The organism is Bacillus sp. BF2-3 (genome assembly GCF_008368795.1).
Lineage (GTDB): Bacteria > Bacillota > Bacilli > Bacillales > Bacillaceae_G > Bacillus_A > Bacillus_A cereus.
In genome coordinates this window covers 84,751-103,966 of record NZ_QOSA01000031.1, presented here as the reverse complement: position 1 = coordinate 103,966, position 19,216 = coordinate 84,751, and the positions used below count along the sequence as shown (strand labels likewise).

Genomic DNA, 19,216 nt, shown 5'->3' with positions numbered 1-19,216 from the left:
TTTATCAGACGATTCTTACTAATTCTTATTCTACTAATTTTTTAATTTTTGTAAAGTATTATTATTGAAAATTTTTAAAAAATTATTTTTTTACAGTAATATTCATAAAAATTCCATATTTTGTTCAAACCTTATTTCGCATTCATACACATTCGTTGTTTTAATCACTTTCATCTCATTTACCACTTGAATACTTGTTAATTATTGCTAATAAATAATGCATATATCTAAAAACATCTTTTCTACAAAAATAAAAAAGTCAGCAAAGCTGACTTTTTACCCGACCATTTTTTCTCTTTTCATTTCCTCTACTACTCTCGTATACTTCTCATCATCAAATTCATTTTCACTTTTCGCAACAACTACAGTTGCAATACCGTTACCAATTAAATTGACGATAGCACGTGCTTCTGACATGAAACGATCTACACCAAGTAATAACGCTAAACCTTCTAATGGGATAACATTCATTGCCGATAGGGTAGATGCTAGTACAATGAATCCCCCGCCGGTTACTGCTGCTGCTCCTTTAGATGTAACTAACAAAATAGCTATTATAGTTAATTGTTGACCTAGTGAAAGATCGACGTGAAAAACTTGCGCTAAAAATATAGTTGCCATTGATAAATAAATCGTTGTTCCATCTAAGTTAAAAGAGTAACCTGTTGGAATGACTAAACCTACTACCGGCTTCGAACACCCGAAGTCTTCCATCTTTGTCATCATCCGCGGCAGTACTGATTCTGACGATGATGTCCCGAGAACAATAAGTAATTCTTCTTTAATATACGCTAAATATTTCCACAAACTAAATTTATACAATTTACAAATAAAATTTAAAACAATAAAAACAAATAATGCCATTGTCGCATATACACAAATCATTAATTTACCAAGTGGTATGAGCGTGCTTAAACCATACTTCCCAATTGTAAATGCCATCCCACCGAATGCTCCAACTGGTGCTAATTTCATTACAATTGATAAAATGTTAAAAAATACTTTCGATAATCTTTCAAAAAAGTCAATAACCGGTTGTCCATTTTTTCCTAACATCGTTAACCCTGCTCCGAATAAAATGGAGAAGAACAGAACTTGTAAAATATCACCTTTGGCAAATGCTTCAAACATGTTAGACGGCACGATATGTAAAAAGAAATCCATCCATTTCATTTCTTGCCCACTTTGTACATATTGTGAAACATCTCCGCCTTTTAGTTTTGAGGGATCTAATCCATCTCCTGGACGTACAACATTCGCTACGATGATACCAATAATTAAAGCCGCTGTTGTAACAATTTCAAAATATAATAGTGCCTTCCCACCAACACGGCCTACCTTTTTCATACTTCCCATACTTGCAATACCGAGCACAATTGTTAAAAAGATAATCGGTGCAATAACCATTTTAATCATATTGATGAATGTTTCACCAATTGGCTTCATTTGTTGTCCAACACTCGGCCAAATTGCCCCTACTGCAATACCACAAATAATGGCCACAATAACTTGGAATGTTAAATTCTTTACGATTCTCATTTTTGATACTCCCCTGTATTTTCATTTCTCCCATACTATTTCAATAATTGCTAATGATATATTCTATGTAATAGCCCCCCTGTTATTTAACTTAAACTATAACTTTATGTTACACTATTATCTTAAACTTGAAAATAGTATATAATATTTACGAATAAAAGACATACTATTTAACGTAATAAAAAAGCAGACATTACATCTGCTTTAATTCTCCTCAATCTGTTTTTCACTTAATCCTAGATGTGTTCTAAGAGTATTACTCAAACTCTGTAGATCTTTTTTATTAGGATTATAATAATATACACGTTGCCCGTTTGGGCCATTAGGTAAGTATAAATCATCACCAGCTAATTGTATTTTTTCAACTGAACCGTTTAAACCGTATTTATAAAAAGATAAAATATCATCCATTACTAAATTTGTTTTAAAATCACCATCAACCGCCTCAACTATTTTTTCTAGCTTCGTAATCGATCCTACACTTTTTAATTTACTTAAAATCGCTTCAATAACAAGTTGTTGGCGCTGTCCTCTCATTGCATCACTATCAATATGGCGCGTTCTTGCTAGTGCAAGTGCTTCTTCCCCATTTAATTTTTGTAATCCTTTTTTCAAATGAATCGCATCAGGTTCATCTTTACTATTTTGCTCCGTAAATTCAACTGGGACATCCACTTCAATACCATCTAACCCATCAATAATTTTAGTAAAGGAACCAAAATTAAATTTCACAAAATAATCAACAGGCACCTGTAACAATTTTTCTACCGCTTCCACAGAAGCTTGCGGTCCTCCATCTTTACCATTTTTAACGAAACCACTTCCATATGCATGGGTTATTTTATCTTTTTTCTTTTCAACTGGAACATATGTATATGTATCACGCGGTATGCTCGTTAATTTCACTGTTTTATCGTCTTTATTAAAAGTCACTAACAATAATGCATCTGTATGAAATGCACCATTATATTCCTTTTGTCGTTCTTGATTTTCATCAATTCCCATAATTAAAAGTGAAACATGATTTGCAATTGGCTTTACAGATTTCTCACGTAAATTGGATTTTTCACCTCGTGCTAAATTCAAATTAGATTTTTGTACAAGACTAGAAGTTTTCATATATACATAGGCCCCATAGCCAATTCCACCAAATAGTAATACCGCCAGTAGTAAACTTATTATCTTTTTCTTTTTATATTTTTGCTTATTTTTCTCTTCTCTTAAAGATGAATGATTCCCCATTTACTCTCCTCCTGTTTCTATTCATCCAATATGTTTTTCATTTTTTCATATTTAGCGCTATCCTTTTGAAACATACTTTCTTTCAATCCCTTATCTATTTGTATCCATTCAGTCGTAACTGAATATTGAATCAAGCCTTCTTGAAAACTAAGAAATTTCAACATAATCCCTGTATTTTTCTCCACAACCATTTCGAATTTCCCTCTTAAATCTTCAGAGGTGCTAACAGGCATCTCTATGTTTATAACTCCTTCAATTTTGTAACAATCTAATCCAAGATATTTCGTTTCTTTATAATTCCAATCTTTATATCGAATTAATAAATCTGCGAATTCTGATTGAATACTATATTTAGCTAGCCCTACATATTCATCATCATATCTCTTTTTCTCATCTGATTTTCTCACTAACCTTTCCGTAGGATTTAATTTTAATAGTTCATTGTTTCTTTCTTTCGGGTTCCATTTTGTCTCTTTATAGGTATACTTCTCATCATCAAACTCTTTTTTCTTCTCCTCGTTATATATAATTGTTCGTTTTTTGGCTAGTTTATCTTCTTTCGAAGAGATACCTCTTTGTTTCTCCGTATCAATCGCATACTTATATGTTGTAGCAATTCTTGATGAGCTAGAATATTCCTCAAATTGTCCTGAAATATTTTTAAAATAATCAATAGAATCTAGCATTTTTTGATGAATCTTTTCTTTATCTGGATAATGTACATTCGATTTTATTTCTTCTTCATTTTCATAATCAGAAAACGCTTTTTTCTTTACATATTCAAATACTCCACCATTTTGCGCAAAACTTTGTATAGAAAACTCAGACATAGATACCACTGAAAGTATACAAACCGCTGCACTAATTATCATCATATGAATTTTGTAACTCTTCTTTTTTACCTTAAGATTATGTAGCGTGCTATTAATCTTTTCATTTAACTCTGGAGGTACTATAACATTTTCATCTTTTATTCTCTTTTTTAATTTCTCATCAAATAATTTTTCATTATCCATCCTTTACACCCCCTATTCCATCTTTAATCGTTTTTGTAGTTGTTCCCTCGCACGTGATAATCTTGATTTCACTGTTCCTTTCGGTATTTCTAACAGCTTTGCTATACTCTCTTGATGCATGTCTTCATAGTAATAAAGCACCGTAACAGCTCTTAATTCTTCATGTAACGATTGAATCGCATTACACAAATCTATATCTTCATACTGATCACAAGCACTCATATTGTAATCATTCTCTTCTGTCACAATTACATTTTTATACGCTCTAATAATATTGTTACACTCATTTATTAGTATTCGAATTAACCAAGTTTGAAAAAATTCTTCTTTTTTTAATTTTTTTATATTTTCATAGGCTTTTAAAATTGTTGTCTGTATCGCATCCTCTATATTTGTCTCATCACGTAACATCGCCTTTGCTATTCGATACATCTTCGCTTTTTCTGTATGTATAAGCGCTATAAAGGCTTCATGATCACCTTTTTTCGCTAAAGAAACATCCGTTTCTTCTTTTACAATCATTTTATATAAAGGGATTACTTTCACAATTGCTCCTCCTGTTTCATCCTCACTTCATCACTTCCAATTTAACTTTACATGTATTAGACGTATGAACCTAGAAAAAGGTTCACTTTTTTGAATATTTCTGTAATTAAAAAGATAAATATCCTTTATAAGTGTTATGTGATAAACATACTAGTTTAAATTTACAAATAAAAAAAGCCCACTTTCTCAGTGGACTTTCTACTCTATAACGGTAAATCCCTCTTCCTAAATACTACAATCGCTACGATAAAAATACAAAGCGCTACAGTAGTTAAACCTATACTTATCGGCCATATATTATATGATCCTTCAGCAATTTCTTTCGGACGAAACAGCGTAAATAATGATAGGTTTTTCATCCATTCTAACTTATCACTTAACTTCCCCACCATATCCAATACGAAAAATAAGATAGTTAAACTCGCTGAATAACTTAGTGCTTTTCTTTCGTCATTACATATACAAGAAAAGAAAAATGAATACGCACTAACGACTAAAAATATGAGCCCTCCGACTACATTTATCTTCAAAAATAATTCTTTATTTAAGTTGTTATCTTGTAAAAACCATTCTGCACCTACTAACCCAGCTACATACGTAACAGATACAATAATTAGAAGTCCCAATATGAGAACAGCAGCTTGTGTAATCGCAATTTGCACTCTAGATACAGGTGTTGCTAGCAAGTATGCCATTGCTCCTTTATCTACATGACGAGCAATTAAATGTGTCGCAACTGTTACGCAAAAAATTGTTAAAATGATAATAAACAATAGACTATAGTATTCGCCCGCTAGAAAATCCATTACGTTTTGAATCGGACTTTCCATACCAACGATTTTTTTCACACTATCAGGCATGGCAGCTATTAATTCATTTAGCCCTTTCGCTGATACCATTGACGGGAATATCCAAATTAATAACCACAGATATAAAGCTGCACCAGACGCATAACTCAAAATACTTTTTTGTGTTTCTTTCAAACTAGCTAAAAATAATTGCTTATTCATGCGTTACCCCTTCTTTCTTATCGTAATAATGCATAAATAAATGTTCTAAATCCATCGCTCTCGTTTGAAGTGCCGTTACATTATAGTTTGAAAGTGTTTGTAAAACAGTTTGATAGTTTCCTTGTACAATGATAGATGCCTCTCTACCTTTTACCGCTTCAAATTGCAAATTACACTTTGTAAGGGACTCAATCTCTTCTTGTGATGATACTGTTACATCTATCACCTGTCTTCTCATACTTTGTAAATCGTGAATATTTTCAACCGTTACGAGTCGACCATCTTTAATAATAGCTACTCTATCACAAGTTCTCTCAATTTCAGTAAAAATATGTGATGACATTAGGATTGTTTTTCCTCTTTGCTTTTCCTCTAATATTAAATCTATAAACACTTGTTGCATAAGTGGATCAAGTCCAGATGTTGGTTCATCTAAAATTAACACCTCTGGATCATGCATAAATGCAGCGACTATCCCTACTTTTTGCTTCATTCCTTTAGACATTTTGCGAATCGGTGTTTTCACATCAAATTGCAGACGCTCTATCAGTTCATCTCGTCTTTTCGTATCCTTTAATCCACGCATTCCCTGCATTAATTTTAAAAACTCTAATCCATTCATTCCTTCAATAAAAGAAATTTCACCTGGCAAGTAACCAACTTCCCTTTGAATTTTCGCTGCTTCATTCCAACAATCTAATCCAAAAATTGTCGCTTTACCAGCTGTCGGTTTTATAAATCCCATTAAATTACGAATCGTCGTTGATTTTCCGGCACCATTCGGTCCTAAATAACCAAATACTTCTCCCTCTTTTACATCAAATGTAATATGAAACAAACCTTTTCCATTCGAAAACTGTTTTGTGACATCTTGAACTGAAATCATAATTCCACCTCATTTTTTGAAATATTTAATATGTGATATTTCAAAATTATTGTACTCCTCATCTTCCATATTCGCAACAATTTTTTGAAATATTTATTAGTCCATATTTCAAAATTATTGTTTTACATTATTTTTTCTTGTATATTTTAAGTGAGGTGATTGCATTGAACGGCTTTGAAAGAGTAAAAGAAAAGAAAAAGCGTGCCATTAAAGAAGCAGCATTCGTATTATTTTCAGAACGTGGATTTAATGAAGTGAAAATAGAACATATCGCAAAAGAAGCAAACGTTTCTCAAGTTACAATTTATAATCATTTCGGAAGTAAAGATGCGTTATTTAGGGAGCTTATACAAGAATTTATCATATCTGAATTTCAATATTATAAAGAGCTTGCAGAAGAAAAATTACCTTTTCATGATATGATGCAAAAAATGATTGTAAGAAAAATGAATACTGGCGGATTATTTCAACCTGATATGTTACTACAAATGATGCAAAGGGACGAAGAACTCCGTAAGTTTATTTATAGTTATCAAAATGAAAAAATCCTACCCTGGTATTTAGAAATATTAGAACGAGCTCAGCGCAAAAACGAAATTAATCCACACCTTACTAAAGAAATGATGTTACTTTACATTCAAATGTTTACAAAATTAGGTGATGAATTTGGAGCACAACTTCTTGAAGGAGATCGGGAAAAACATATAAAAGATATCGTTACGATGTTCTTCTATGGTCTTTCTGTTCCACAAAAATAAAAAGACACGAATTTCGTGTCTTTTTATTTTATAGAAATGACTCTACCCTTTTCACTGCTTTCAATCGCTAATTGAATCAGTTTAATAACATCTAAACCTTCTTTTGCTGTTACAGGTAGTTCCTCACCATTTAATATACTATCTCGTACACCTTTATAATAATTGTCATAACAACCGACTTCTGTTGGAATACGCTCTAAGCTTTCTTCTGTTTCTAAAGTAGCAAAATTCTCTTCATCGTCTACTCCATAACCGTTATCACCTGGCTTCATTCCATTTTTTAATTGCTCTTCCTGCGAATCCATACCGTACTTCACGATAGAACCTTTCTCTCCATGCACTATAAAATGTGGTCCAGCTTTTTTCACATAACTGCTACTACGTAAAATGACACGTTTAACTCCGTAATGAAGTACTATGTGGAAATAATCATCCACCTCTGCACCTGGTCGTTGTTTTATTACATCTGCACTTATCGCATCTGGTTTCCCGAATATTGATAACGCTTGGTCAATTAAATGCGATCCTAAATCGTATAATATACCGGAGCCTGGTAGATTTTTTTCTCTCCATCGATCACGTACATGTGGACGGAAACGATCAAAATTCGATTCATATGCGTATACATTCCCTACTCTGTTTTCTCCTAACAATTTCTTAATTGTTAAGAAATCATTATCAAAACGACGATTATGATATACGCTTAACATTACATTATGCTGCTCTGCTAATGAAATAAGCTCTTCCCCTTCTTCAATTGAGACAACAAATGGTTTTTCTACAACAACATGCTTACCTTTTAAAATTGCTTCTTTTACATATGGAAAATGAGTTGTATTAGGTGATGTAATAACAACTAAGTCAACATCAGCTCGCTTCACCAATTCATCAATTGTACTAACAACATTAGCGTTTGGTAATGTGTCTTTTACTACCTCTTCTTTTGAGGATAATACAGCACGAATATCATATTCTTCTATTGTTTGTAATAGTGGGATATGAAATGTCGTACTAGAAAAACCAAATCCTACAATCCCTACACCTATTTTTTTCATGTTGCCCCTCCATTTGTGCCGCTTTAACGAGCAGTAAGATTCCTAACCCAAAATTCAGTGAAAGCTAAGGCATTAGGTGAGGAATCAACTGCTTGTTAAAGCCCGATTAGTTGAACTTTATGAGAACGATTTCATTCAGTTATTATAACAAGATTATTATTATTTACATAATAAATTGCCTAGAAAAAAGCATCTTGCTACTATTCATAGCAAGATGCCCTCTTTATTCTGGTCTTTTCTTCGTCCACGTTTCTACTACTTCACCAGTATCATTAACATCTAGCACAAGGCTACCATTACTATACCGGTCTTTATTTCGATACGCTTTCGGATCAATTTCTTCTACAATGTTTTTCTCTGTCTTCATGTAAACTAATTCATCGTCCCGAACGATTTCAATACCGACAATGCGGTACGGATTACGTTTTAATTCTTTGAAAATAACAAGACCTCGCTTCGCCCTCGTTGATTTCTCAATTTCTGATGCTTTTAGGCGTTTTACAGCACCGCGCTGTGTTACGAGAATAAGTTGATCTTTGTCACCATTTAACGGTTTACCAGAAGCGACATAGTCATCTTCTTTTAAATTAATTGCTTTCACTCCAGCAGCTCTTACACCGACTGGACTTACTTCCTCTTCATGGAAAATAAGTGCATATGCACCGTGTGTAGCAAGAACGATATCACTCGTTCCATCTGTCGCAAATATATCGACAACTTCATCATCTTTTTTCAAGTTTACAGCAACGAATGCTCTTGAATAACGCTGAACTTTATATTGATTTAATTCTGTTTTCTTTATCATACCATTTCTTGTTACAAATACGATAAATCGTTTTTCTTCCTCAAAGTTCGGTACAACCGTTGCCCAAATGATTGTTTCATCCCGGTCGAGTGAAACGATATTAGCAACGTGCTGACCTAAATCTTTCCAACGAATATCTGGCATTTCGTATACTGGCAGATATATATAGTTTCCTTTATTCGTAAATAAGAGGACTGTCTCTGTCGTATTCGTATCGAATCGTTCAAGTAAGATGTCACCCTCTTTCATACCGAAGTCTTTGCCGTTTGAGGCATTATGTGAGCGCCATCCAGTACGTTTCACATATCCTTCTTTCGTTACAGTAACGATGACATCTTCTTGTGGGATCATCACTTCTACATCGATTTTAATTTCCTCGATTTGATCTTCAATAATCGCGCGTCGATCATCACTATACGTTTTCTTAACTCTCTTTAAATCAGTTTTAATTACTTGAAGTAATCTTTTTTCACTTTGTAAAATTGCCTGTAGCTCAATAATTTTCTTATTAAGCTCATCTGCTTCTTCTTGTAACGCCGTAATGTCTGTATTCGTTAAGCGATATAATTGCAAGGAAACAATTGCTTCTGCCTGTGCTTCTGTAAAGCCAAATTTTGCACTTAAATTATCTTTCGCGTTACGTTTATCTTTTGAAGCTCGAATTGTCTCAATTACTTGGTCTAAAATCGATAATGCTTTCTTTAAACCTTCTACAATATGTTGACGATTTTCTGCTTTTCTTAATTCATATTGCGAACGTCTCGTAATAACCTCTTTTTGATGTCCAATATAAGCATCTAAAATTTTCGGTAATGTCATAAGTGTTGGACGACGATTATTGATCGCTACCATATTAAAGTTATATGGAATTTGCAAATCTGTATTTTTATATAAATAATTTAAAATACCTTCGGCGTTTGCTTCTTTCTTTAATTCAACAACAATTCGTAAACCAGTACGATCTGTCTCATCACGCACTTCAGCAATACCATCTAACTTTTTATCTAGACGTAATTCATCCATTTTCTTTACAAGGTTTGCCTTATTCACTTCGTAAGGAATTTCAGTGATTACAATTTGTTGTTTCCCACCACGCACTGTTTCAACTTCTGCTTTTCCGCGAATAATAATTTTACCTTTACCTGTTTCATACGCCTTTTTAATACCATCAATCCCCTGAATAATACCGCCTGTTGGGAAATCTGGTCCTTTCATAACTGTTAATAAATCATCAACAGTACTATTTGGCTTATCAATACGCATCATTGTAGCATCAATAACTTCTCCAAGATGATGCGGAGGAATTTCTGTTGCATAACCAGCGGAAATCCCTGTAGATCCGTTCACTAATAAATTCGGGAACGCTGCTGGTAATACAACTGGTTCTTCACTCGTATCATCAAAGTTTGATACGAATTCTACTGTTTCTTTATCAAGATCACGTAATAACTCAGATGCAATTGGTGATAAACGAGCTTCCGTATAACGCATTGCTGCTGCTGGATCCCCGTCAACACTACCGTTATTACCATGCATTTCAACTAAAACATTACGTACTTTCCAAGTTTGGCTTAAACGTACCATCGCCTCATATACAGAGGAATCACCATGTGGATGATAATTACCAATAACGTTACCGACTGTTTTAGCTGACTTACGGAACGCTTTATCATGTACATTACCTTCTACATACATAGAATATAAAATACGTCTTTGTACTGGCTTTAAGCCGTCACGCGCATCTGGAAGTGCACGATCTTGAATAATATATTTACTATAACGTGCAAAGCGATCACCTAACACGTCTTCAAGCGGGAGGTCATGAAACTTCTCTGCTTGCATGTTATTCCACCTCCGTCTCCATAATCATTTCATTTTCTAAAATATTTCCTTCTTCTTGCATACCAAACTGTACATTACGTTCAATCCATTTACGGCGCGGTTCTACTTTATCGCCCATTAACGTTGTAACGCGGCGCTCTGCCCTAGCTGCATCATCAATTTTCACGCGAATTAATGTACGCGTTTCAGGATTCATTGTTGTTTCCCATAATTGATCCGCATTCATTTCACCAAGTCCTTTATAACGTTGTAACATATAGCCTTTTCCAACTTTTTTCGTTACACCGTCTAATTCCTCATCTGACCAAGCGTATTCAATTACCTCACTCTTACCTTTTCCTTTACTTACTTTGTATAAAGGAGGAAGTGCGATAAATACTTTACCAGCTTCGATAAGTGGCTTCATATATCTGTAGAAGAACGTTAATAACAATACTTGAATATGAGCCCCATCCGTATCGGCATCGGTCATAATTACAACTTTATCGTAGTTAATATCTTCAACATCAAATTCATTTCCTACACCGCCGCCAATCGCATAAATGATTGTATTAATCTCTTCATTCTTAAAGATATCAGCAAGCTTTGCTTTTTCTGTATTAATTACTTTACCACGTAACGGTAATACGGCCTGGAAACGTCGGTCTCGTCCTTGTTTTGCAGAACCACCGGCAGAGTCACCCTCTACTAGGTATAGTTCATTTTTTTGCGGGTTACGTGATTGTGCAGGTGTTAATTTCCCGCTTAACGTACCTTCTGATTTTTTCTTCTTCTTACCACTACGCGCTTCTTCTCTTGCTTTACGGGCTGCTTCACGTGCTTGTGCTGCTTTAATTGCTTTTCTCACAAGAAGTGTAGCTACATCAGGATTTTCTTCTAAAAAGTATGCTAAATGCTCAGATACAATGGCATCAATTGAAGAACGCGCTTCACTTGTACCTAGTTTCCCCTTCGTTTGCCCTTCAAACTGAAGCACTTCTTCTGGTACACGTACCGAAACGATAGCCGCTACACCTTCACGAATATCTGTACCTTCTAAGTTTTTATCTTTTTCTTTTAATAGTGCTACTTTACGAGCATACTCGTTAAACACACGCGTCATCGCTGTTTTAAATCCAGCTTCGTGTGTTCCACCATCTTTTGTACGTACGTTATTTACAAACGATAAAATGTTTTCTGAGTAGCCATCGTTAAATTGAAATGCTAGTTCTGCTTCAATTCCATTTTGTTCACCAGTGAAATATACAACTGGATGAATGGAATCTTTTTCTTCGTTTAAATAGGAAACAAAAGCTTCAATTCCCGTTTCATAATGAAATACATCCTCTAAATCATTTCGTTCATCTTTTATCGAGATTTTCATTCCTTTTAATAAGAATGCAGATTCACGTAATCTCTCACATAATGTTTCATAATTATAATTTGTTGTGCTGAAAATCGTTGTATCTGGTTTGAAATGCATCGTAGTACCAGACTCTTTCGTCTTCCCGATTTTCTCAAGCGTCGTTACAGGAACACCGCCATTTTCAAAGCGTTGTTCGTAAATATTTCCGTCACGCTTAATCGTTACGACTAACCATTCTGATAAGGCGTTTACAACCGATGCCCCAACACCGTGTAAACCACCACTCGTTTTGTAACCACCTTGACCAAACTTACCACCGGCATGAAGTACAGTTAAAATAACTTCAGGTGTAGGTTTCCCAAGTTTATGCATTCCCGTAGGCATTCCTCGCCCTTTATCTATAACGCTAATACTATTATCTTTATGTATTACGACTGAAATTTCGTCGCCAAATCCCGCTAACGCTTCGTCAACGGAGTTATCTACTATTTCATATACTAAATGATGCAATCCACGGCTGTCCGTGCTCCCGATATACATACCCGGGCGTTTTCGAACGGCTTCAAGTCCTTCTAACACTTGAATCGCATCTTCATTATATTGGAACTGATGCTTCGCCAAACTCCTTGCCCCTTTCCTAATCCAAAATCAGAACATATGTTTCTATTATAGAATAACGCCTCGACTATCGTTTTGGCAAGTTATCTTATCTCTTTTATATACCATTTTCAATAGAAAAATCCTTGTTTTCTCACAAGGATTCCTCTAGGCTACTATTTCAGAAAAATAATCGTTTGTCAACGAGAAATGGATATGTATTCCAAGATTACACATTCCAAACCTTTATTATGATCCAAATGATCAAGATCCAAAATGGGATTACAAATAACAATCCCCAAAAACAGCCTTTAAAAAATCTCATGATGAACACCTCGTTCATCGGCCCTACTTATCTATAATGAGGGCTGAATCAATCTTTCTACCTTTAAATCTATACTATTTTGTCATCGCATGTTCTACTTTAATACAACGATCCATTATTACAGTATAGTCTTTTTCTTTTAAAAGTTTATATGTATCCTCATCTTGTACTCCTAATTGTGCCCAAAAAACATCTGCATCAATCTCTACAAATTCTTTTGCAACATCCATTAAAAACTCTGAGCGACGAAATACATTTACAATGTCAACGTGTTCCTTAATATCCTTTAGTGAAGAAACTGCCTTTTCTCCGAGCACCTCATCTACTGTTGGATTAACTGGAATAATGCGGTATCCAGCATCTTGCATTGCTTTTGAAACCATATACGATGTACGTTCTGGCTTATCTGATAATCCAACAACCGCAATTGTTTTGCTTTTCTTTAACACTTCACCAATTTCCGTACGAGTTGGGTTTTCAATTGTCATAATTAATCCCTCCTATTCCTTTAGTATAGCCGATAAAGAAAGTCTCTTTCAATATGAAAGAGACTTTCTTTTATTTCGATTATTGATTCTTTGTAGCTGAATTATCTGCTAAAGTAGCCGATTTCGTCATTTTTTGACCGTTACGGTAGAATGTAACTTCTACTTTCTCGCCTACTTTTTTCTTTTCATATAAATATTTACGGAATTGAAGAGCATTCTCTACTTTTTGATTATCTAATGCTACTACAATATCATATTGCTCTAAACCAGCTTTTTCAGCTGGTGATATTGGGTAAATTTTACCTAATACAACGCCGTTTGTTACTTCTTTCGGTACTTTCAATTGATTGACTGCATAAGCTTGCACATCTTCTAGTGAAACAACACCTACTCCAAGAGCTGGACGTTTTACTACTCCATCTTTTTCAAGAGATTCAATAACTGGTTTTGCGATGTTAATTGGAATAGCAAATCCAATTCCTTCAACTTCTTGTTGTGCAATTTTACTTGAATTAATCCCAATTATTTCACCATTTTGGTTAAATAATGCACCACCACTATTACCTGGATTAATCGCTGCATCCGTTTGAATAACTTGTGCTTGCCAATCTGGTCGTTTATCCCCATCAATATCAACCGGAATTTCGCGTTCTTTACTACTGATTATACCTTCCGTTACACTTCCATCAAATCCAAGTGGATTACCGATTGCAATGGCTTTTTCACCCGCACGAAGTTTACTTGAATCACCTAAAGTGGCAACTTTATTTACATTAGATCCATCAATTTCAACAACCGCTAAGTCTAACCAAGGGTCCTTACCAACTAATTTCGCATCAACTTGCTTTCCGTCGCTCAGCTTCACAGCAAGTTTATTTGCTCCATCTACTACGTGGTTGTTTGTTACAATATATGCTTTATTTCCTGCTTTTTTATAAATAACACCTGATCCTGAACCGGCTTGTTGTTCTTGACCTGTCGGTTGCATTGCAAATGGATCAACACTTTGTTGCATATTAATAACACCTACAACAACATCTTTCGCCCCTTCAATCATACCAGGTAAATCAGTTTCATTTTTCGCTTTATTTACAACAGGAACTACAGTACCTTCTACTTTTGAATCCGAACTAAATGATGATACTGGCGCTCCATTATTTTGAGCCCATGGCATATATGGTGCTGCAAAACTAATCGAAACCGCTCCGACTACAGCTCCCACTAAACCTGTGAAGAAATAGCCTTTTTTACTACCTGATTTTCTCACTTCTCTCGTTTCACTATGCTCTTCATTTAAATTTGGTCCGTCGTAATATCCCATGTTTTATTTCCCCTCTCTGGTGAATTCGTATTTTCAGTATAGTCACGTTTTGTGTCCTTCTTGTGAACTCATCGTGAAATCCAATTAAAAAAATACATTTATCTAACATTGTAGACAAAAAAAGTATTTTTTGTACATTTTACCTTCAAAAGAGAGTATAAAATTACCATTTCCCTAGGCTAAATTACACAAATCGTTCTAGATTATTCTTCAAATTTATAACCAACTCGAATAACAGTACCGATATGCTTCGCTTTATCTCCTAGCTTATTTCGAAGTTTTTTAATATGGGTATCAACCGTTCGGTCATCACCGTAATAGTCATATCCCCATAACTGGTCTAATAAATGTTGACGTGATAACACAATTCCTTTGTTCTCCATTAAATACACAAGAAGTTCAAATTCTTTATGTGTCAATATAATTTCTTCTCCATCTACTAAAACAGTTCTAGATAGACGATTCACTTCTATTCCAGCTAAAGACATAGCATTTTCTTCCGCTACTCCTACCGCACCATCCGCACGTTTCAATAACGTCTTTGCACGAGCTACTAATACTTTCGGGCTAAATGGTTTCGTTACATACTCGTCTGCACCTAATTCGAAACCTAGCAATGTATCATCCTCATCCGAACGTGCTGTCAACATAATAATTGGTACTGCTGATTCTTTTCTAATTCTTCTACAAACAGACCATCCATCTATTTCCGGTAACATAATATCTAACATAATTAAATCAATTTCATGCTCTGCAAATAACTCTAGCGCTTTTTTTCCATCTTCTGCTTCGATTACTTCAAAGCCTTCATTACGAAAATAATCACTAACAATTTCACGTAATCTTCTTTCATCTTCAACAAGCAATACCGTTTTGTTCATATAATCTATCCCGCCTTTTTACTCTTTCAATCGAATAATACGTTGATTGGAGCTTCCGCGAAATGGAAGTGTTAAATCTTTTTCCTCAATTTCAAACCTTCCATCGACTAAAACATCCCCATAATGTAACAACTCTATCATATCATTATTTTGAGAACTCTGTATCTCTTCTAACGTATAACCTGTATACATCCATAGGTTTTTTTTCAAATCTTTCACGATTTTTGCTACCTTTTTCACTTCAGCAGCTTGAAAAAATGGATCTCCACCTGAAAATGTTACATCAGTTAATGGATTACTTGCAATCTCTTTCACAATTTCTTCTACTGTCATTTCCGTTCCGTTGCAAATATTCCACGATTTCGGATTGTGGCAACCAACGCAACGATGCGGACAGCCCGCAAAAAACACGACTGTCCGCAATCCTTCTCCATCTACTACACTATCATGAATAATATTCATCACTTTCATTTATGTTTCACCCGATCTATCTCTTCACTACGTTTCGCACTATTCCACTTTGACATATCTCCTACAAGATAGCCTGTTATACGGCGAATTCTTTCTATATTAGCCTCATCTTCATTCCCGCAACTTGGACATTCATTCCCAATAACCCCGTGATAACTACAGCACTTACAACGGTCAACAGGATGATTAATTGAACCGTATCCAACGCCATGTTCTGCCATGGCTTGTACAATTTGTTTTAATGCCTTTTTGTTATGCATTGCTGCTCCGTCTAGTTCAATATAAGTAATATGTCCCCCGTTACATAGAGCATGGAACGGACCTTCTAAACGAATTTTATTTATCGCTTGAATGTTATAATAAACTGGAATATGGAATGAATTCGTATAGTAATTATGGTTCGTTATACCGCTAATCACGCCAAATTCTTTTCTATCTTTTTTCACAAACTTCCCTGATAATCCTTCTGCTGGAGTTGCAATTACTGAGAAATTCAGTTGATGTTCTTTTGTCGCTTTATCCATTCTATCTCTCATAAAGGAAATAATTTCATACCCAAGTTTCCATGATTCTTCATCTTCCCCATGATGCTTTCCTGTTAAAGCTACTAAACATTCCGCAAGACCGATAAAACCAATACTTAACGTCCCTTGTTTTAAAATTGAGGCTACGGAGTCTTCAGGATGCAACGTTTCTCCACCACGCCATACACCTTGTGAATATAAAAACTGAAAATCTCTTGCTCGCTTCGTACATTGATACGCAAATCTTTCTAATAACTGCTTAATTCCTAAATCTAAATAATAGTTTAGCGCTTCAAAAAACGCTTCTTTTGAACCACTAATTAACGCTAATTTCACTAAATTAATAGACGTAAATGATAAATTCCCTCTACCAATCGCTGTTTCTTCTCCATGTATATTAGACATAACACGGGTACGACATCCCATGTAACATACTTCACTTTCTGGTCTTCCATCATAATGCACTGCATTAAACGGAGCATCTAAAAATGAAAAGTTAGGGAATAATCGCTCTGCGGTTGTCTCTAATGCTAATTCAAATAAATCGTAGTTCGGATCACTTTCTTCAAAATTCACACCTTTTTTCATCTTGAAAATTTGAATCGGAAAAATCGGTGTCTCTCCTTTACCAAGTCCAGCTTGTGTCGCTTTTAAAAGTTGTTTAATTAACATTCTTCCTTCTTTCGATGTATCTGTTCCATAATTAATAGAAATAAACGGTACTTGTCCTCCGCCCCTACTATGCATACTATTCGAATTATGAACGAAAGCCTCACACGCTTGATACGTATCATTTTCCGTTTCTTTCCATGAAAATTCTTCTATTTGTTCTTTCGTAAGCGGATATGATTGTAATCGTTTTTTATGTCTCTCAATTGTTTTTCGTACATAAGGTGCTAAATCAATATCAAAGAGTGCAAACGATTGACCACCATGCTGCATATTTTGATTCGCTTGAAAAATAATAGACGAAAGAGCCAATGCACTTTTAATGTCTTGCGGTTGTCTCATATGTCCATGTCCAGTATGAAAACCATTAGCAAGCATTTGCGCTAACGGAATTTGTGAACAAGTCGTCGTTCCTGTTGCATAAAAATCTAAATCATGTGGATATAATATATTTTCATTTATCGCTTTTTTCACTTGATCTGACAATAAATTCTCAACAGCATAATATTTTGCACTCTCAGATGCGAACGTTCCCATTACGCCCATTGGAGAGCGGCCATCTACATTTGCATTTTCTTGCATCAAATCTTGTTCATTGCCGTGGACTATTGTCTCAAACACTTTCATTAATTCTTCTTCTCCACGTGTATTATTTTGTAACATTTATAACCCTCCACCAATATGTTGTTATCTTTTGATTAAAATGTTACTACATATAGTCTTACTGTTTCTGTGAGAAATGTAACATTACTGTGAAATTTTTTTCACGAAATAATGAATTTTTCATTTACAAAAAAGAAATGTGCTCTTTACAAATGTATGGTACAATATACGGGAAAAACTCTTTTTACCCTTTATCAACACATTTGAATAAAGGAGACTGAACTTATGGTTACTACATATCTTTTATTTATCGTTGCCTACTTACTTGGCTCGATTCCATTTGCACTAGTTGTTGGAAAAATCGGCTACGGAATCGATATTCGTGAGCACGGGAGCGGTAATCTAGGCGGAACAAACACATTCCGCACATTAGGGAAAAAAGCAGGTTTTACCGTTACAATTGCTGACATTTTAAAAGGGACATTAGCAACAAGTCTACCAATGATTTTCGGATTAGATATTCATCCACTATGGTTCGGGTTAGCGGCTGTTCTTGGACATGTCTATCCAATCTTCGCGAAATTCCGCGGTGGTAAAGCAGTTGCAACTTCTGCTGGGGTGCTATTATGCTATTCACCAGTTGTTTTTGCAATATTGGCTGTTGTATTTTTCACCCTTTTATTTACAACAAGATACGTATCACTTTCTTCTATGGTAACAGCAGTTGTTGCTGTTATTGCATCCATTGTTAGCGGGGATAAAATCTTCATTATTGCGATGTGTTTATTAGCAGGTATGGTTATTTATAAACACCGTGCAAATATCGGACGAATTATAAATAAAACTGAACCAAAAGCAAACTTTTCAAAAAAGCAAAAATAAGATCGTAACCCACATAACGCAAAAAGAAAACGTGAAGCATATTAATAGCGTCTTTTTGCGTTATTTTTTATACTAAAGAAAAAGCAACATAATTTGGAGGAACTATACATGAATCTTTCCGTAACAAAAGAAGCAGCACAATGGTATAAAACTGAATTAAACTTACAATCAAATGAAACACTACGCTTTTTCGTACAATACGGTGGTTGCAGTACTGTGCAAAAAGGACTTTCTTTAGGTATTCGTAAAGATGATCCTGCACATCCTGCTGTTCAAATTCAAGAAGAAGGTATTAATTTCTTTATTGAAGGCGATGATGAATGGTTCTTCGATGGACATAATTTATCTGTTACACTTAACGAAGGTGACGACTTCCCACAATTTAATTATGAAAAATAAAAAAACGTGGCT

The 19,216-nt window shown here is 34.8% G+C and carries 17 protein-coding genes; 3 read left to right on the top strand and 14 right to left on the bottom strand.

Going from position 1 to position 19,216, the window contains the following annotated elements; all coding sequences use genetic code 11:
• Nucleotides 1-276: 276 nt before the first annotated feature.
• The 6 genes from DN401_RS22225 to DN401_RS22200 all read right to left on the bottom strand — a co-directional run bounded on the left by DN401_RS22225 (nt 277) and on the right by DN401_RS22200 (nt 6,239).
• Nucleotides 277-1,539, bottom strand: coding sequence for a dicarboxylate/amino acid:cation symporter (locus DN401_RS22225; RefSeq protein WP_001223629.1), 1,263 nt, complete (start codon nt 1,537-1,539; stop codon nt 277-279).
• Between the two features lie 204 nt (nt 1,540-1,743).
• The gene (locus tag DN401_RS22220) at nt 1,744-2,781 is read right to left on the bottom strand and encodes an LCP family protein (RefSeq protein ID WP_086401153.1); all 1,038 of its coding nucleotides are present in this window, start codon (nt 2,779-2,781) and stop codon (nt 1,744-1,746) included.
• A gap of 17 nt (nt 2,782-2,798) precedes the next feature.
• Nucleotides 2,799-3,797, bottom strand: a complete 999-nt coding sequence (locus DN401_RS22215) for an anti-sigma factor (protein ID WP_086401152.1) — start codon at nt 3,795-3,797, stop codon at nt 2,799-2,801.
• Nucleotides 3,798-3,809: 12 nt separating this feature from the next.
• Nucleotides 3,810-4,343, bottom strand: coding sequence for a sigma-70 family RNA polymerase sigma factor (locus tag DN401_RS22210; protein WP_000864731.1), 534 nt, complete (start codon nt 4,341-4,343; stop codon nt 3,810-3,812).
• Between the two features lie 203 nt (nt 4,344-4,546).
• Nucleotides 4,547-5,353, bottom strand: a complete 807-nt coding sequence (locus DN401_RS22205) for an ABC transporter permease subunit (RefSeq protein ID WP_001041430.1) — start codon at nt 5,351-5,353, stop codon at nt 4,547-4,549.
• Entirely contained in the window at nt 5,346-6,239 is an 894-nt protein-coding gene (locus DN401_RS22200) for an ABC transporter ATP-binding protein (RefSeq protein WP_000626569.1), read from the bottom strand. Before DN401_RS22200 ends, DN401_RS22205 begins: the two co-directional genes overlap by 8 nt.
• A gap of 155 nt (nt 6,240-6,394) precedes the next feature.
• On the opposite strand from DN401_RS22200, the gene DN401_RS22195 reads away from it, so the two are divergent.
• Nucleotides 6,395-6,997, top strand: a complete 603-nt coding sequence (locus DN401_RS22195) for a TetR/AcrR family transcriptional regulator (protein ID WP_002024578.1) — start codon at nt 6,395-6,397, stop codon at nt 6,995-6,997.
• A gap of 23 nt (nt 6,998-7,020) precedes the next feature.
• Here DN401_RS22195 and DN401_RS22190 read toward each other — a convergent pair whose 3' ends face one another.
• The 8 genes from DN401_RS22190 to DN401_RS22155 form a co-directional block, all read right to left on the bottom strand.
• The gene (locus DN401_RS22190) at nt 7,021-8,052 is read right to left on the bottom strand and encodes an oxidoreductase (protein WP_000719746.1); all 1,032 of its coding nucleotides are present in this window, start codon (nt 8,050-8,052) and stop codon (nt 7,021-7,023) included.
• A 223-nt stretch (nt 8,053-8,275) separates the two neighbouring features.
• Nucleotides 8,276-10,699: a DNA topoisomerase IV subunit A gene (gene parC / locus DN401_RS22185; protein WP_001147464.1), complete on the bottom strand. Its 2,424-nt coding sequence runs from the start codon at nt 10,697-10,699 to the stop codon at nt 8,276-8,278.
• A 1-nt stretch (nt 10,700) separates the two neighbouring features.
• Entirely contained in the window at nt 10,701-12,665 is a 1,965-nt protein-coding gene (parE, locus tag DN401_RS22180; RefSeq protein ID WP_001062202.1) for a DNA topoisomerase IV subunit B, read from the bottom strand.
• A 375-nt stretch (nt 12,666-13,040) separates the two neighbouring features.
• Nucleotides 13,041-13,454, bottom strand: coding sequence for a CoA-binding protein (locus DN401_RS22175; RefSeq protein WP_000151390.1), 414 nt, complete (start codon nt 13,452-13,454; stop codon nt 13,041-13,043).
• Nucleotides 13,455-13,533: 79 nt separating this feature from the next.
• Nucleotides 13,534-14,775 carry a S1C family serine protease gene (locus DN401_RS22170; RefSeq protein WP_000542646.1) on the bottom strand — a complete coding sequence of 414 codons (1,242 nt, stop codon included), beginning with the start codon at nt 14,773-14,775 and terminating at the stop codon, nt 13,534-13,536.
• 203 nt (nt 14,776-14,978) lie between these two features.
• Nucleotides 14,979-15,656 carry a response regulator transcription factor gene (locus DN401_RS22165; RefSeq protein ID WP_001044679.1) on the bottom strand — a complete coding sequence of 226 codons (678 nt, stop codon included), beginning with the start codon at nt 15,654-15,656 and terminating at the stop codon, nt 14,979-14,981.
• Between the two features lie 18 nt (nt 15,657-15,674).
• Nucleotides 15,675-16,127 (bottom strand): anaerobic ribonucleoside-triphosphate reductase activating protein, encoded by a 453-nt coding sequence (nrdG, locus tag DN401_RS22160; RefSeq protein ID WP_000867076.1) that lies wholly within the window; start codon nt 16,125-16,127, stop codon nt 15,675-15,677.
• Nucleotides 16,124-17,983: an anaerobic ribonucleoside triphosphate reductase gene (locus DN401_RS22155; RefSeq protein WP_149287936.1), complete on the bottom strand. Its 1,860-nt coding sequence runs from the start codon at nt 17,981-17,983 to the stop codon at nt 16,124-16,126. The genes nrdG and DN401_RS22155 overlap by 4 nt, the downstream gene beginning before the upstream one ends.
• Nucleotides 17,984-18,208: 225 nt before the next feature.
• On the opposite strand from DN401_RS22155, the gene plsY reads away from it, so the two are divergent.
• Both plsY and DN401_RS22145 read left to right on the top strand, forming a co-directional pair.
• Nucleotides 18,209-18,805, top strand: coding sequence for a glycerol-3-phosphate 1-O-acyltransferase PlsY (gene plsY, locus DN401_RS22150; protein WP_000258974.1), 597 nt, complete (start codon nt 18,209-18,211; stop codon nt 18,803-18,805).
• A gap of 108 nt (nt 18,806-18,913) precedes the next feature.
• The gene (locus DN401_RS22145) at nt 18,914-19,204 is read left to right on the top strand and encodes a HesB/YadR/YfhF family protein (RefSeq protein ID WP_001054455.1); all 291 of its coding nucleotides are present in this window, start codon (nt 18,914-18,916) and stop codon (nt 19,202-19,204) included.
• The last annotated feature ends 12 nt before the right edge of the window (nt 19,205-19,216 follow it).

Excerpts from the sequence above, each read along its gene's own strand:
- DN401_RS22205 (WP_001041430.1), bottom strand. The coding sequence starts at position 5,353 with ATGAATAAGCAATTATTTTTAGCTAGTTTGAAAGAAACACAAAAAAGT.
- DN401_RS22170 (WP_000542646.1), bottom strand. The coding sequence starts at position 14,775 with ATGGGATATTACGACGGACCAAATTTAAATGAAGAGCATAGTGAAACG.
- parC (WP_001147464.1), bottom strand. The coding sequence starts at position 10,699 with ATGCAAGCAGAGAAGTTTCATGACCTCCCGCTTGAAGACGTGTTAGGT.
- DN401_RS22155 (WP_149287936.1), bottom strand. The coding sequence starts at position 17,983 with ATGTTACAAAATAATACACGTGGAGAAGAAGAATTAATGAAAGTGTTT.
- DN401_RS22220 (WP_086401153.1), bottom strand. The coding sequence starts at position 2,781 with ATGGGGAATCATTCATCTTTAAGAGAAGAGAAAAATAAGCAAAAATAT.
- DN401_RS22190 (WP_000719746.1), bottom strand. The coding sequence starts at position 8,052 with ATGAAAAAAATAGGTGTAGGGATTGTAGGATTTGGTTTTTCTAGTACG.
- plsY (WP_000258974.1), top strand. The coding sequence starts at position 18,209 with ATGGTTACTACATATCTTTTATTTATCGTTGCCTACTTACTTGGCTCG.
- DN401_RS22145 (WP_001054455.1), top strand. The coding sequence starts at position 18,914 with ATGAATCTTTCCGTAACAAAAGAAGCAGCACAATGGTATAAAACTGAA.
- DN401_RS22175 (WP_000151390.1), bottom strand. The coding sequence starts at position 13,454 with ATGACAATTGAAAACCCAACTCGTACGGAAATTGGTGAAGTGTTAAAG.
- DN401_RS22200 (WP_000626569.1), bottom strand. The coding sequence starts at position 6,239 with ATGATTTCAGTTCAAGATGTCACAAAACAGTTTTCGAATGGAAAAGGT.
- DN401_RS22215 (WP_086401152.1), bottom strand. The coding sequence starts at position 3,797 with ATGGATAATGAAAAATTATTTGATGAGAAATTAAAAAAGAGAATAAAA.
- DN401_RS22225 (WP_001223629.1), bottom strand. The coding sequence starts at position 1,539 with ATGAGAATCGTAAAGAATTTAACATTCCAAGTTATTGTGGCCATTATT.
- DN401_RS22165 (WP_001044679.1), bottom strand. The coding sequence starts at position 15,656 with ATGAACAAAACGGTATTGCTTGTTGAAGATGAAAGAAGATTACGTGAA.
- nrdG (WP_000867076.1), bottom strand. The coding sequence starts at position 16,127 with ATGAAAGTGATGAATATTATTCATGATAGTGTAGTAGATGGAGAAGGA.